Source organism: Flavobacterium denitrificans DSM 15936, from assembly GCF_000425445.1.
GTDB lineage: Bacteria > Bacteroidota > Bacteroidia > Flavobacteriales > Flavobacteriaceae > Flavobacterium > Flavobacterium denitrificans.
This window is the reverse complement of sequence record NZ_AUDL01000004.1, coordinates 564,352-579,179: the sequence shown is the minus strand read 5'-3', so window position 1 is coordinate 579,179 and position 14,828 is coordinate 564,352. Positions and strand designations below refer to the sequence as shown.

The following is a 14,828-nucleotide window of genomic DNA, read 5'->3' as shown; positions in this document are numbered from 1 at the left end:
GTGAAACCTGAAACTTGAAACCTTTTTTTATCTTCCCATATAAATCAACAACACCGAAATATCACTTGGTGATACGCCGCTGATTCTTGAAGCTTGAGAAATTGTCACAGGACGAATTTTGCTCAATTTTTGTTTTGCTTCAATCGACATTGATTTAATTTTATTGTAGTCAAAATTCTCTGGAATTTTTACTTCTTCTAAACGATTTAGTTTATCAGCGTTATTTCTTTCCTTTTCGATGTAGCCAGAATATTTTACTTGAATTACAGCTTGCTCAACAATTTCTTCATCAAGATTATTTTCTTTGATATACGAATCTACTTTTTCGAATTTCAACATATCCTCCAATTCAATCTGCGGACGAGAAAAAACTTTAAACATTTTATCTCCTTGCGAAATTGGTGCCGATTCTTTTTCAACTAAAATCGGATTTGTCTCTGCAACGGTCACACTCGTTTCTTTAAAGAAAGCAACCATCTTTTCAGACTCATTCAATTTGTGCTCCATTCTTCGCATTCTTGCTTCAGAAGCCAAACCAATTTCGTATGACATTGGCGTCAATCTGAAATCGGCATTATCTTGTCGCAACAATGTTCTATATTCTGCTCTTGATGTAAACATACGATATGGTTCTTCTGTTCCTTTCGTAATCAAGTCGTCAATCAAAACTCCAATATACGCTTCATCACGTTTTAAAATTAACGGCGCTTTTTCGTGCACTTTTAAATGCGCATTTATTCCGGCCATCAAACCTTGCGAAGCTGCTTCTTCATATCCAGTTGTTCCGTTGATCTGTCCCGCAAAATATAATCCTTCGACTAACTTCGTTTCCAAAGTATGCTTCAATTGAGTTGGCGGAAAATAATCATATTCGATCGCGTAACCCGGACGAAGAAATTTTACATTTTCGAAACCGACAACTGTACGCAAAGCTTTAAATTGAATATCCTCTGGAAGCGAAGTTGAAAATCCGTTTACATACACTTCACAAGTTTTCCAACCTTCCGGTTCAACAAAAAGTTGGTGACGCTCTTTATCTGCAAAACGATTAATTTTATCTTCTATCGAAGGGCAGTATCTCGGACCTAAACTTTTTATTCTTCCGTTGAACATTGGCGAACGATCAAAACCAGATCTCAAAATATCATGAACATCCAAACTTGTATACGTCATGTGACAAGATCTTTGATGCGTTAACGGAACCGTTAAATCCGAATAAGAAAACTTATCCGGTTTTGCATCTCCTTTTTCTTCATTCATTTTCGAATAATCCAAAGAACGACCATCAACTCGTGGTGGCGTTCCCGTTTTCATTCTTCCGGCTTCGAAACCCGCATTCACCAAATCTTCGGTAATTCCGGTTGCAGCACTTTCGCCTGCTCTTCCTCCACCGAATTGTTTTTCTCCGATATGAATCAATCCATTCAAAAAAGTTCCATTTGTCAACACAACCGATTTGGAACGAATCTCAACTCCAAGCGAAGTTCTAATTCCTTTTATCTTTCCGTTCTCGATAATCAGACCTTTCACCATTTCTTGGTAAAAATCTAAATTTGGAGTTCCCTCCAACATCAACCTCCATTCTTCAGCAAAACGCATTCGATCACTTTGAACTCTTGGCGACCACATCGCAGGTCCTTTCGATTTGTTCAGCATCTTGAACTGAATAGCAGTTCGATCTGAAACAATTCCGGAGTAACCACCAAGCGCATCAATCTCACGAACAATTTGTCCTTTTGCAATTCCTCCCATCGCAGGGTTGCAAGACATCTGGGCAATGTTCTGCAAACTCATAGTAACCAATAAAGTTTTGGATCCTAAATTTGCGGCCGCTGCCGCGGCTTCAGATCCTGCATGACCAGCACCAACTACAATAACATCGTATTCTTCTAAAAACATTTTGTTTTATTATTCTCTGGAAACCGTTTAAGGCAGTTCACAGAATTAACTTTATTTTTCTTTTGTTCCACGTGGAACTGTTTTTTGTTTCAGGTTTCAGATTTCACGTTTCAAATCAAACTTAAAAGTTCCACGTGGAACACATACAACTTCTTCTAAAACAAAAACTAAATACTAGATGTTTCACGTGAAACATTTTAATACTACTTTTTCTTCAGAATTAAATCTCACGTGTTCCACGTGAAACAACTTACTAAACTAAAATCTATTTATCATGTTCCACGTGAAACACTTTTTATAAAACAATTTCAAAAAAGAAACGTTTCACGTGGAACAATCTCTAATTAACAGTTTCAATAATCAAAACTTCAAACCTGAAACAATAACAACTTGAAACAAATTCACTACTGTTCCACGTGAAACATCGCAATCTTTTCATCTTCTTTTAAACGCATAAGTTCTGCATCCGCATCACTTTTATCTTTATATCCACAATAGTGTAATATACCGTGAGCAAGAACACGTTTCAATTCTTCTTCAAAAGAAACATTAAAATCTTTTGCGTTGTCTTCTACTCTTTCAACAGAAACAAAAATATCTCCGTTTAATTCGTTGCCAACTGTATAATCAAAACTGATAATATCAGTTAGTGTGTCGTGGTTTAAATATTCTACATTAATCTTATGCAGGTATTCATCATCACAAAAAATATAATTTATCTCTCCCTCATTCTTCTTTTCAGAAACAATAACAGCGCTCAACCAATCTGTAAAAGCTTGCTCGTTGTCTAAAGAAAATTCGGTTTCGTAATTAAAGTTTATCATTTTGTATTAAAATATTCTTGAACCTTTTGATTAAAATTCGAGCGCAAAGGTAGCGATTGTCTATTTAAAATTTCTACACTATTTAAATAATCAGTTAATGAGCTTGGTAAAGCATTTGAACGATTCGAAAATTCAGACTTATTTGTTTCAGATTGACGCTTCGTATCTTGCCCTTGTTCCTGAACTGCATTGTTTAATTTTAATAATTCTTGCTGAATATTTAAAATTCTTTGCAGGTTTTCATTCTTAAATCCTTTATTTAAAATCTGTTTTTCCGAAGCTTTCATTTGTTCGATTGCATTTCTTCCTTGCGCATCTAAACCTTTTTTAGCTAACTCTTTTTGAAGTGCTTCTCGAAGTTTAACTTGCTCTTTATAAATCTCCATTATCTTTTCGGCATCTCCTTCTCCATCATTTCCTTCGTTTCCATTCTTGCCATTTCCTCCTTCTTTACTTCCTTGTCCGTTTTTGCCTTGACCATTCTTTCCGTCTTTTCCGTTTCCATCTTTTCCTTGCTGACCATCTTGACCCGGTTTTCCTTCTCCGGTTTTTCCTTGCTGACCAGTTCCGGGTTTATCACCTTGCTTCATTCCGTCTTTCATTTTATCAGCAAGACCTTTTTGTTTTTGAATAATATCTGGAAGTTGCATTCCTTGTCCGTCTCCTGGTTTTGGTTTTCCAGCTCCAGGATTAGCCATTGACATCTGCATATTATTTAAAAGGTCGCTTAAAAAATCGGCCAATTTGTTTGCAGATGAAACAGCGTATTGCTGATGCGAAACTCCTTTTGGGATTTGAACATCGGTTAAAACCTCAATCGCTTTGTCCATATTATATTGTACGTTTCCAATTTCCTTCGTTACATCTTCTGCAATTTTTGGATTTCTTAAAGACATTGCAAACAAACTATCATCAACATGACGGAACTGTTGTTTTAAATTCTGCTGAATTTTAATGTTCTTCGTATAAGCGGAAGAACCTAATTTCATCGATTTAAACTGTTTCATTACATCTTCCTGAGACAATGAAAAAGCTAAAAGATTATCCAGAATCTGACGAAGCATTGCAACATCTTCTTCCAATTGTTCTTGTTCTCCACCTTCCATGGTTGAACTCATTTGTTCCGCCATCGACTTCATTTTCTTAGAAGCACTTTTTTGTTTTGGCTTAGCCGAAGAAGTATTCTTTTTACTTAATTCCTCCGAAGCTTTATTCAAATCATTCTCTACGTCTTTTTCTTTGGAAGCATCTTTCGGAATATCCAAAGGAGATTTCAAAGTATTGTTTTCATCTTTCAAATCTTTAAGATCTTCCTGAATTTTATCAAATGATTTATTGATATCGTCTTGCTTCTCTTTTGTGTTTTCAGCATCTTTATTAGAAAGTTCTTCTTGCTTTTCAGCCAACTTATTTAGCTTCTCTGCAACTTGCTCTGCTTTCTTTTCTACATAAAAACGCTTGGTTAATTCGACTAATTGTTCTAAATTACGAGATTGATTTTTACTGATTTGTTTGAATTTATTCATCTTATCAAACAACTCTTCGCTGTTTAATTTGTCGTTTAAGTTCTTTAACTCATCCATTAATTTCTGATTTTTCTCTAAATCTTTCTCGGCATTATCCAAACGCTTTTGTAAATCTTCGGCAGTTTTATCTTTCTTATCGGTATTGTATTTGTCTAAATTCTTATTCATTTTTTCAGCAAACTGCTTCATCATTTCGTCTTGTTGTTTTTGACGTTTGATAAAATCATTTACTTTTTGCTGATCTTTAAACTCTAATTTATCTTTTTCTTTTCCGGTATTTTTTAGTTTATCCATTTCAGAAAATTGCTTTTCCTGATTCTTTAATGATTTAGATAAACTATTAATATTGGCATTTTGTTGTTGCAATTCGGCATCATGAACTTCATCAGTTGTAGCAACTCTATCTGAAAATGTAGAAGATTTTGTGCTCTTAAATCCGTGCAATGCATCGTTGTCAAAAACCTCAAAATAGTATTCGTACGATACTCCTTCTTCAACTGCAAGATTACTCGGGAAGTTAAAAACGAACTGATCAAATACTCCTTGCTTTACAGGAATAGTTCCGCGTTTTGCAGTTTGAGGTTTGTTTCTTTCGTAATAAACAATCTGTAATTTTGATAAACCGTAGTCATCTCCTAATCTTCCTAAAACATAATTTTTATCTAACTTTAAACTATCCGGTGCTGGCGAAACTGCAATTGTTGGATGCTGATCTTTAATAACTGACAACTGATAGTCTAATTTCTCGTAATTTTTAACCTTATTATTCGAAGTAAGAATTTGATATTCTGTATTTTGATTGATATTTTTAGCCAATTTAAACTCATTTTCGGCCTTATTAAACTTCAAAATCGAGTTTTCATCTTTCCAAACTACTTCTTGAGTGGATTGTGTTTTCATTTTCCATATTACAATTGTACCTTCTGGTACGATTGCATTTCCGGTTCCTTGAATGGTTTCTGATTTCTTTTTTAGATAAGATGGAAAATTCAAAACCATTTCGAAGTTGGCAATTGATGGAACTGTAATAACTTTTAATTCATATTCATTTGATGAAACTGAATTTCCTTCAAAAGAAAATGCCATATCCGAAGTTGGTTTTTCAATCTTGAATTCGAACTTTCCAGTTTGAGAAGATTCCATAAAATAGCTTTCGTTGCCAATATGGATCATCACATTTTCCGGGACAACGTTTCCTTCAGTTTCTACTTTTACAATAAAATCTTTGTTTTGTTCGGTTTGAAGTTTGTCATTTAAAACCACAAATTTGAAAGGAGCTGGTGGTAAAAAAGCAGAATTGAAATGTACTACTCTATTAAAACTTTGCGAAATTATATTACTATTTCCGGAAACAAAAAACACTGCAAAAAGCAAAACCGGAATTAAAGCTAATGGCAAATACTTTTTATTTGAATTAAAATTGATGGCATTTCCAAACGGAATTGGTTGCAATGAATTTGCTTTTTGTTCTATCGAAGCCAACATTAATTCTGAACTTTCTGCTGAATTTTCATTAGAAGAAAGCTGTAAAAAGTTCGTTAGTTTGTCACTTACTTCCGTAAAATGATTTCCAATAATTGCCGAAGCCTGATTATAATCGATTCCCTTTTGAAGTTTAAATAACTTAAAAATCGGAAACAAGATAAATCGAAACAATAGAAAAACTTCTACTGCAATAAATATCCAGAATAAAAATGTTCTTCCTAATGGTTTTAGCCAAAGAAAATACTCAATAAAAAGCGTAAATAAAAAGTACAATAATCCCAAACCAATAAAAAGAAGTCCTCCTTTTATCAATTCGTTCATATAATATTTCTTTATAAATCCTTCTAACTTCTGATATATTGCAGATGATGTTTTCAAAATAAAATCTCTTTTAATTATAACCTATAAAAGTACTAATTTTAATTAGAAAATGATCAATTAGAAAATTAGTCAATTAAGCTACAAACAAGACATTACTAATTAGAAAATGATCAATTAGATAATTAGAAAATTGAGTTACAGGAAAGCATTATCCTCTTAAACTTATTGTATTATTAAATAATGGTAATTAAAAAATTAAGCCAAAAACAAGACATTATCTAATTAAACACATTTTCTAATTCTCTAATTAGAATCGTATCTTTGCATCAAAATTATAAACAAATGTCAAAGCAAGTTCGCGTGCGTTTTGCACCAAGTCCGACTGGACCATTACATATTGGCGGAGTTCGTACTGCCCTATTTAATTATTTATTTGCAAAGAAACATAACGGTGTTTTTTATCTGAGAATTGAAGATACAGATCAAACTCGTTTTGTTCCAGGTGCCGAAGCTTATATTATGGAAGCGCTGGAATGGTTAGGAATTTCTCCTGAAGAAACCGTTGGAAAAAATGAAAAATTTGGTCCGTACAGACAAAGTGATCGTAAAGATTTATACCAAAAATATGCAGATGACTTGATTAATTCAGGTTGGGCTTATTATGCTTTTGATACTCCCGAAGCTTTAGATGCTCACAGAAAACAACACGAAGCTGAAGGAAAAACATTTATTTACAATCACCATAATCGTGAAAAACTGGATACCTCTTTAGTAATTTCTGCAGAAGAAACTGCGAAGAGAATTGCAAATGGAGAGCATTATGTAATCCGTTTTAAAACTCCAGTTGATGAAACTTTACATTTGAAAGACATCATTCGTGGAGATGTAAAGTTCGAAACCAACCTACTTGATGATAAAGTTCTTTTCAAAAGTGACGGAATGCCAACGTATCATTTAGCTAATATTGTGGATGATCATTTGATGGAAACTTCACATGTAATTCGTGGTGAAGAATGGTTGCCATCGATGCCACTTCACGTTTTATTATACAGAGCTTTTGGTTGGGAGGCTCCAGAATTTGCACATTTACCTTTGATTTTAAAACCAGTTGGAAACGGAAAATTATCTAAAAGAGATGGTGATAAATTAGGATTTCCTGTGTTTCCATTAGAATGGAAAACCGAAGAAGGAATTTCATCTGGTTACAGAGAAAAAGGATTTTTCCCGGAAGCAGTTGTAAACTTCCTTGCTTTGTTAGGTTGGAATGACGGAACAGATAAAGAATTATATTCATTAGAAGAATTAGTTGAGGCTTTCGACTTAAGCAGAGTTCATAAAGCGGGAGCAAAATTTGATCCGGAGAAAAACAAATGGTTCAATCACCAATATTTAATCAAACAAAATGATGCCGATTTAGCGAAGAGCTTCTCTCCTATTTTAGTTGAAAAAGGTGTTGATATTTCAAAATATGACGTTACAAGAATCGTTTCTTTGATTAAAGAAAGAGCACATTTTGTTTCTGAATTTTGGGATTTAACCGATTTCTTTTTCCAGGCACCAACATCGTATGATGAAAAAGCAAGCAAAAACTGGAAAGAAGATACGCCAGCTTTAATGCAAGAATTGATTTCGACTCTTGAATATATTGATGGTTTTGATTCTGCAAATATCGAAGCAATCGTAAAAGATTGGTTAACTAAAAATGAAATTGGAATGGGTAAAGTGATGCAACCTTTCCGTTTGAGTTTGGTTGGAGCTCTTAAAGGTCCTCACCTATTTGACATTGTTGAAATCATCGGGAAAGAAGAAACAATTTCGAGAATTCAGAAAGCGATTGCTACTTTATAAAATAATTTACCATTAAGATATTAAGAAAATTAAGCTTTTCTTGATGGTAAAAAATAGTATAAGATTTAAGTTCATAAAGCTAGCTTAATTCTCTTGACAAAGCTTGACTTAATTATCTTAATGCCTTTAATGGTTCAAAAAAACAAACGCTAAGCAACATCACAAAAATGTTCTTAGCGTTTTTTTAATGCTTTAAAATTTATTTTTAGAAGAATTTTCGTAATTTACGAGATCAAAAAACTAAATTAATATTACCATGGGTACAGCATTTATTATTGTAATAGTCTTCGGATTATTTATTTTATTGTCATCTTTCTTTACAGTAAAACAACAAAGTTCTGTCATTATAGAGCGATTTGGAAAATTTCAGAGTGTCAGAAATTCAGGATTACAACTTAAAATTCCGTTGGTTGATAGATTGGCCGGACGCGTAAATCTGAAAATTCAACAGCTCGATGTAATAATCGAAACCAAAACTAGAGACAACGTTTTCATTAAAATGAAAGTTTCAGTTCAATTCAAAGTAATTCAAGAAAAAGTATACGAAGCATTTTATAAACTAGAATATCCGCATGATCAAATTACTTCATATGTATTTGATGTGGTTCGTGCCGAAGTTCCAAAACTAAAATTGGATGATGTTTTTGAAAGAAAAGATGATATCGCAGTTGCAGTAAAACGTGAACTGAACGAAGCAATGTCAACTTACGGATACGACATCATCAATACTTTGGTAACTGATATTGATCCAGATATTCAGGTAAAAAATGCAATGAACAGAATTAACGCAGCCGATAGAGAAAAAACAGCTGCTGAATTTGAAGCAGAAAGTTCAAGAATCAGAATTGTTGCAAAAGCAAAAGCCGAAGCTGAAAGTAAACGTTTACAAGGTCAAGGTATTGCAGATCAACGTCGTGAAATTGCAAGAGGTCTTGTAGAAAGTGTTGAAGTTTTAAATAAAGTTGGTATAAATTCTCAAGAAGCTTCTGCCTTAATTGTTGTCACACAACATTATGATACATTACAATCTATTGGTTCAGATGCAAACTCAAACCTGATTTTATTACCAAATTCTCCTCAAGCCGGAAGTGATATGCTGAATAATATGGTTGCTTCATTTACAGCATCAAACCAGGTTGGAGAAATGATGAAAAAGAACAATAAAAAAATTGAAAAACATAAACCTACTCCACCACAATCTGGTTACGAAGATGATACTCAAGATACTCCACAACAATAATTAAAAAACAAAAAAGAGGCTTAATCGCCTCTTTTTTTATTTATAAACCAACCAATTATGTACGGTAAAATTGATTGCAGGATTTTTACATAATGATTTGAAAAGTATTCTGTATAAGATGAAACAAAGCCATTTACAATTTTTTGTGGTGTTATACAGTCTTTTGTCTTCTGAAAACTTAAAACTAATTTTTGATAATTTATATCTTTTTCCAACTTCAAAATTTCCAAATCTCGATCAATTTCTGCGTACGATGCGTATTTTTTCCTTTCCATAATTCTTAGTCATTAAAAAAGATTTCTGAAAACTTCTCTAAAATCGGACCTTCAACAAACTTATCTTTAACAAAGAAAAGTAAGATGGTAAATAAAAGATAGATCCCTCCTACTGCCAAAAATCCCAAAGCATTGCTTCCAAAAAAAGTCCCAAAAGCATAAGCTAAAGCAATTGATCCAAACAGCAAAACCATACTAAAACACAATAAAATCAAAGTAAATTTAAAAATCAAAGTTGTTGATTTCATTGCAACTTTAAAGCCCCACAGTTTATAATAAGCCAAATGACTCTCAATATATTCTTTAGCTTGGTCCTGAACATTTTCAGTATTTTCTTTTAACTCTTCAAAAGCCATAATTCTGATTTTAAATAAAAAACACATTACTGTCATAAAGATAATCAAGTAATGTGTTTTTAGAATGATATTATTTTTGAAGTTTTGCGTTCTGAGCTTTCAAATCAGCCAATTTAGATTCTAAAAAAGTAATTACCTCTTCTGTTTTATAACTTACATTTGAAAGTAACTCTGTCAATGTACCATCAAGATTTTGAGTTGCACTAGTAAATTTTTCACGAAGAACTTCAGAACTAGCATCAAAAGAATCTTTCAAATTATTTTTAGTATCATCAATACCTTCTTTAATTCTTGCTCTTGTTTTTGATCCTTTATCCGGAGCAAATAAAATTCCGATCGCCGCACCAGCAGCGGCAGCGGCTAAAATTGCAGCTGCAGTATTTAAGTTCTTTGACATAATATTAAAATTTAAATGATTAATAAAGGTAACCTTTTTTAAAATATAAATTACTGAATAAATGCTATTTACAAAAAATTAACATGATAATTAATACATATAAGCAACTGCTTCATATTTTCCATCAGCTTTTTGAACATAACTCACAAAAGGATAACCTTTTACAGCTGATTGTGTCTTGATTCTCATTGCCGTATGATTCTGATTTGCAATAGGCGGTTCACCTTTCGTCTTAGTCGATACTCCTGAAAAATTAGCAGCTTCTTTTAATCCTACTGTCTTTTCTTGAGGCAAAACAGTTACCATTTTGTAATCGTCCTTTGAATCAACTACTATTTTATCAGATATTTTTTGAGTTTGATTTGTTTTTTTATTCGTAATTTTTGAAACCGCATATTTACTGATCTTTACTTCTTCAGCGCTTCCGTTTTGAGAATAATAAATTAAACCATTTTCATTTTTTATGAAATTAACATCAAGTTCTTCACCATTGTGTTTTGTAATTTGATGTGTTTGAGAAATTGCAACATTTGCAAATAATAATGCTAGCGTAAAATATAATACTTTCATGATAATTAAGATTTAAATTAAAAATTAAAAAATTGCCAGATATTGAAATATAAAAAACAATAACAGCCTAAAACCAATATTATGGAATCTCATCATTATGAAAATAATTTGAAAAATACCTTTTACGCGAAATATTATCAAAATCATATCACAATAAAAATTAGAACATAAAATTGTCTTCTCAAGAATTCAATTCTGAATAACACCAAAACTAAAAAAAATCGTCTTTTTTAAATCATGATGAAATTCAACTTGGAATCTAATCGGAAATATTAATTTTTAAAAAATCAACTCTGACTTTTTGTATTGAGATAAAAATACCAACTTTATAAACAATTGTATGTTAACAACCCGTTAAACTGACAAAAATGATAGTAAAAACTTAAATAAGAACTAAAAATAGACAATAATTTAAAAAACGAGTTATCTATCCAACCTTTTAAAATCATCGCTTAAAATCAATTTATGAAGGTTAATTTTAATAAAACAAAACTATATTATTTATAAAAACAATCATTTTTATAAATAATAGAAATAATATATAAATTTATAAAACATAATAATTAAAAATTATAATAAAAAACCAGTCAAAAAAGTGAAATTTGACTCCAATTTTAAAATTCATTTATTTTAAAAAATTTGAAAGAAAAAATTTAAAAAACTAAAATAAGGCTCATAAAGAAACTATCTTTTAAAAAACGAATTATTAACCCACAAAAATTTAATTTCACCTTAAAATCAATTTATGAAAGTCAGTTTTAATATATTTTAATTATAAAATTTAAAAATTCTATAATTAAAATATATAATAAAAAAAAGCGCTTATACAAGCGCTTTTAATAATTTTATTTGATAGTGTTACTTTATTATTTCAGAGAGAATTTCAATTTCTCTCTCCGAGGCATTTTTTGGTGGATTTGAATGTAATTTCAATATTTCCTCTAAAAATTGATTTTTGAAACTTTCGCTTTCAATATCTCTTAAATTTAAAAGTGCTTTTGATCTAACATAAGTTGATTCACTTTTTAAAGACATTGAATACAATTTCTTAATATCTTCTTCTTCAAAATCAGTTGATTTCCAGTTTGAATATTTCAAAATAAACTGAGAAAACAACAACGAAGCTTTATTATTGTTGATATTCTTCTTCAAAGAATTCTGTAAAAGTGAAAAAGTAGAGATATTTTTGATGTTCTCCCCTATTGCGCTTTCAATTGCAATACGCTCTGGTTTCGTCTCAACTTTAAAATATTTGTTGATATCTTTCAAAGAATTATTAATGCTGTTTTCTTCTTTTTTGCCTTTTTCTTCCCAAGCATCTTTCAATCCAACAGTTTTGTTAAATACTAATTTTGAATCAGTTGAGTCTTTATCAACAGTAAAATATCCTAAACGTTGAAACTGAAATTTATCTTCATTTTGAGCTGATGCTAAACTTGGTTCAACATATCCAGTTACAATTTCCAATGAATTTGGATTCACAAAATCTAAGAAATTTTTCTCTTTATAGCTGTCGGGAGCTTCATCTGTAAACAAACGATCGTATAGACGAACTTCTGCTTCTAATGCATGTTGAATTGAAACCCAATGTAATGTTCCAGACACTTTTCTTTGGCTTGCTTCTGTCCCGCTTCCGCTTAAAGAATCAGTATCATATGTTACATGAATTTCAGTAATATTCCCATTTTCATCTTTTATAACAGATTCACCTTTAATGATATAAGCATTTTTAAGACGAACTTCTTTTCCTAAAGTCAAACGGAAAAATTTAGCTGGAGCTTCTTCTAAAAAGTCTTCTCTTTCAATATATAATTCACGAGAAAAAGGCACTTTTCTGAAACCAGCACTTTCATCTTCTTGATTATTTTCAGCTTCTAACCACTCCTCTTTTCCTTCAGGATAATTGGTAATTATCAGTTTTACAGGATCTAAAACAGCCATTACACGAGGTGCAATTTTGTTCAAATCTTCACGAATACAAAATTCTAAAACTGATACATTGATCAAATTATCACGTTTTGCAATACCAATTGTGTTAGCAAAATTACGCAAAGATGCAGCTGTATAACCACGTCTTCTCAACCCAGAAATAGTCGACATTCTTGGATCATCCCAACCGTTAACATGCTTTTCTTTAACTAGTTGCTGTAATTTTCTTTTACTAACAACGGTATGTGATAAGTTACGTCTGGCGAATTCTCTTTGTTTTGGACGCAGTTTATTATCATCAAAAATCTGATCTAAAAACCAATCATATAATTCACGGTGAGGCAAGAATTCTAGTGTACAAAATGAGTGTGAAATTTGTTCCAAATAATCACTTTGTCCATGTGCCCAATCGTACATTGGATAGATTTTCCAAGCATCTCCAGTTCTGTGGTGATGTTTGTGCAAAATTCGGTACATTATAGGATCACGCATCAACATATTTGTTGATTTCATATCAATTTTTGCACGAAGAATATGTGTACCAGCCTCAAATTCACCCTTTTTCATTCTTTCGAATAAATCTAAGTTTTCTTCAACAGAACGATTTCTGTACGGGCTGTCAGTTCCTGGAGTTGTTGGAGTTCCTTTTTGAATCGCCATTTCTTCAGAAGTCTGACTATCAACATACGCTTTATTTTTTTTAATTAATAAAACTGCCCAATCGTACAATTGTTGGAAATAATCAGATGCATAACATTCTTCTGCCCAAGTATAACCCAGCCATTCTACATCTTTTTTAATAGCATCCACAAATTCCTGTTCTTCTTTTTCAGGGTTTGTATCATCAAAACGTAAATTCACAGGAGATTGATAATCAATTCCTAAACCAAAATTTAACGCAATAGAACTCGCGTGCCCAATGTGTAAATAACCATTAGGTTCTGGTGGAAAACGAAAGCGAAGTTTAGTATTTGAAAGACCTGATTTTACGTCTTCCTCTATGATTTGTTCAATAAAATTGAGTGATTTCTCTTCTGATGCCATTATTTTATAGTAATTTTAGCAAAGATAAAAAAAAGGTTTCAGGTTTCAGGTTTAAAGTTATTTAAGTGGCGCAAAACATGAAATGTTAAACCTCAAACTCGAAAATAATTTAATTATTATTTTTGTATAAATATTCAGAATTATGAGACAATTAACCGTTACAATTCCAGACGATTTTTACGAAACTTTTGTTAGTTTTTTCAAACATGTTCCTGATGTTTCTATAAATGAAAACGTTGAAAATGAAATTCCGCTATGGCAACAAGAAATGGTTTTGGATCGTATAAAGAATGCTAAACCAGAGGATTATGTAAGTTGGGAAGAATCTAAAAAAAGACTCAACGCTAAATGGAATAAAAAATAATGTTTGAAATACTTATTCTCTTACGAGCTGAATTAGAAGTAGATGAAATTGCAGAATATTATGAATCACTTTCTAATGGTTTAGGAACAAAATTCTTTAATGAATATCAGGATTATGTAGATACTTTAAATACTTTTCCTTTTTTTGAGGAAAAATATAGTAATGTTAGAATTTTACCATTAAAGAAATTTCCATATACAATTCATTTTACGGTGGATGAAAACTTAAAAATAGTTTCTGTACAAGCTGTAACATCCAATTATCAAGATCCAAATATTACTAGAATAAAACTATAAAAATGGGAGTTATTAAATTAAAAAACATTCGCACTTTTTCGTACCACGGATGTTTAATTGAAGAAGGAAAAATTGGATCTGATTATACTGTTGATCTAAAAATTAAAACAAATCTTCAAAAATCGGCAGAAACAGATCATCTTTTAGACACTGTTGATTATGTACATTTGAATAAAATTGTTGAAGAAGAAATGGCAATTCGTTCGCATTTATTGGAACATGTGGCTAAAAGAATCAATATTCGTGTACTTGCTGAAATAGAAATGGTAGAAAAAACTACAGTTTGGGTTTCTAAAATTAATCCGCCTATTGGTGGTGATGTTGAAACAGTTACCATAAAAATGACGGAAATTAGAAAGTAATTTTAAAAACTAAAAAGGTATTTTTTCAAAATACTTCATATGAAACTTTTGAAATTTAAAGATTTTAGTTACTTTTGCCATCCGTTCAAGCA

General features: G+C 31.5%; 13 protein-coding genes. 5 read left to right on the top strand and 8 right to left on the bottom strand.

Annotated elements, in window-relative coordinates:
- Window positions 1–27: 27 nt before the first annotated feature.
- The 3 genes from mnmG to H600_RS0102635 form a co-directional block, all read right to left on the bottom strand.
- Window positions 28–1,899, bottom strand: a complete 1,872-nt coding sequence (mnmG, locus tag H600_RS0102645; RefSeq protein WP_026727335.1) for a tRNA uridine-5-carboxymethylaminomethyl(34) synthesis enzyme MnmG — start codon at window positions 1,897–1,899, stop codon at window positions 28–30.
- A 404-nt stretch (window positions 1,900–2,303) separates the two neighbouring features.
- Window positions 2,304–2,723: an rRNA maturation RNase YbeY gene (gene ybeY, locus H600_RS0102640; protein ID WP_026727334.1), complete on the bottom strand. Its 420-nt coding sequence runs from the start codon at window positions 2,721–2,723 to the stop codon at window positions 2,304–2,306.
- A complete protein-coding gene (locus H600_RS0102635) occupies window positions 2,720–6,112 on the bottom strand; it encodes a DUF4175 family protein (protein ID WP_026727333.1) in 3,393 nt (1,130 codons plus the stop codon). Before H600_RS0102635 ends, ybeY begins: the two co-directional genes overlap by 4 nt.
- Window positions 6,113–6,397: 285 nt before the next feature.
- On the opposite strand from H600_RS0102635, the gene gltX reads away from it, so the two are divergent.
- Together gltX and H600_RS0102625 are read left to right on the top strand one after the other, a co-directional pair.
- A complete protein-coding gene (gltX, locus tag H600_RS0102630) occupies window positions 6,398–7,903 on the top strand; it encodes a glutamate--tRNA ligase (RefSeq protein ID WP_026727332.1) in 1,506 nt (501 codons plus the stop codon).
- Window positions 7,904–8,159: 256 nt separating this feature from the next.
- Window positions 8,160–9,143: an SPFH domain-containing protein gene (locus H600_RS0102625; protein ID WP_026727331.1), complete on the top strand. Its 984-nt coding sequence runs from the start codon at window positions 8,160–8,162 to the stop codon at window positions 9,141–9,143.
- Window positions 9,144–9,163: 20 nt separating this feature from the next.
- On the opposite strand, the gene H600_RS0102620 is transcribed toward H600_RS0102625, so the two are convergent.
- From H600_RS0102620 to H600_RS0102600, 5 genes are all read right to left on the bottom strand, one after another.
- Complete coding sequence (locus tag H600_RS0102620) at window positions 9,164–9,418, bottom strand: DUF6327 family protein (protein ID WP_026727330.1); 255 nt, start codon at window positions 9,416–9,418, stop codon at window positions 9,164–9,166.
- Between the two features lie 5 nt (window positions 9,419–9,423).
- The gene (locus tag H600_RS0102615; protein ID WP_026727329.1) at window positions 9,424–9,774 is read right to left on the bottom strand and encodes a hypothetical protein; all 351 of its coding nucleotides are present in this window, start codon (window positions 9,772–9,774) and stop codon (window positions 9,424–9,426) included.
- Between the two features lie 70 nt (window positions 9,775–9,844).
- Window positions 9,845–10,171 (bottom strand): YtxH domain-containing protein, encoded by a 327-nt coding sequence (locus tag H600_RS0102610; RefSeq protein ID WP_026727328.1) that lies wholly within the window; start codon window positions 10,169–10,171, stop codon window positions 9,845–9,847.
- A 90-nt stretch (window positions 10,172–10,261) separates the two neighbouring features.
- The gene (locus H600_RS0102605; RefSeq protein WP_026727327.1) at window positions 10,262–10,741 is read right to left on the bottom strand and encodes a hypothetical protein; all 480 of its coding nucleotides are present in this window, start codon (window positions 10,739–10,741) and stop codon (window positions 10,262–10,264) included.
- 858 nt (window positions 10,742–11,599) lie between these two features.
- On the bottom strand, window positions 11,600–13,714 hold the full coding sequence (locus H600_RS0102600) for a glutamine--tRNA ligase/YqeY domain fusion protein (protein ID WP_026727326.1): 2,115 nt from the start codon (window positions 13,712–13,714) through the stop codon (window positions 11,600–11,602).
- 142 nt (window positions 13,715–13,856) lie between these two features.
- Between H600_RS0102600 and H600_RS0102595 the strand changes: the two genes are divergently transcribed.
- From H600_RS0102595 to folB, 3 genes are read left to right on the top strand one after another with little or no spacing between them, the layout of a single operon-like run.
- Window positions 13,857–14,078 (top strand): hypothetical protein, encoded by a 222-nt coding sequence (locus tag H600_RS0102595; protein ID WP_026727325.1) that lies wholly within the window; start codon window positions 13,857–13,859, stop codon window positions 14,076–14,078.
- Complete coding sequence (locus H600_RS0102590) at window positions 14,078–14,374, top strand: hypothetical protein (RefSeq protein ID WP_026727324.1); 297 nt, start codon at window positions 14,078–14,080, stop codon at window positions 14,372–14,374. The genes H600_RS0102595 and H600_RS0102590 overlap by 1 nt, the downstream gene beginning before the upstream one ends.
- Window positions 14,375–14,376: 2 nt before the next feature.
- Entirely contained in the window at window positions 14,377–14,736 is a 360-nt protein-coding gene (gene folB, locus H600_RS0102585; RefSeq protein WP_026727323.1) for a dihydroneopterin aldolase, read from the top strand.
- Window positions 14,737–14,828 lie beyond the last annotated feature (92 nt).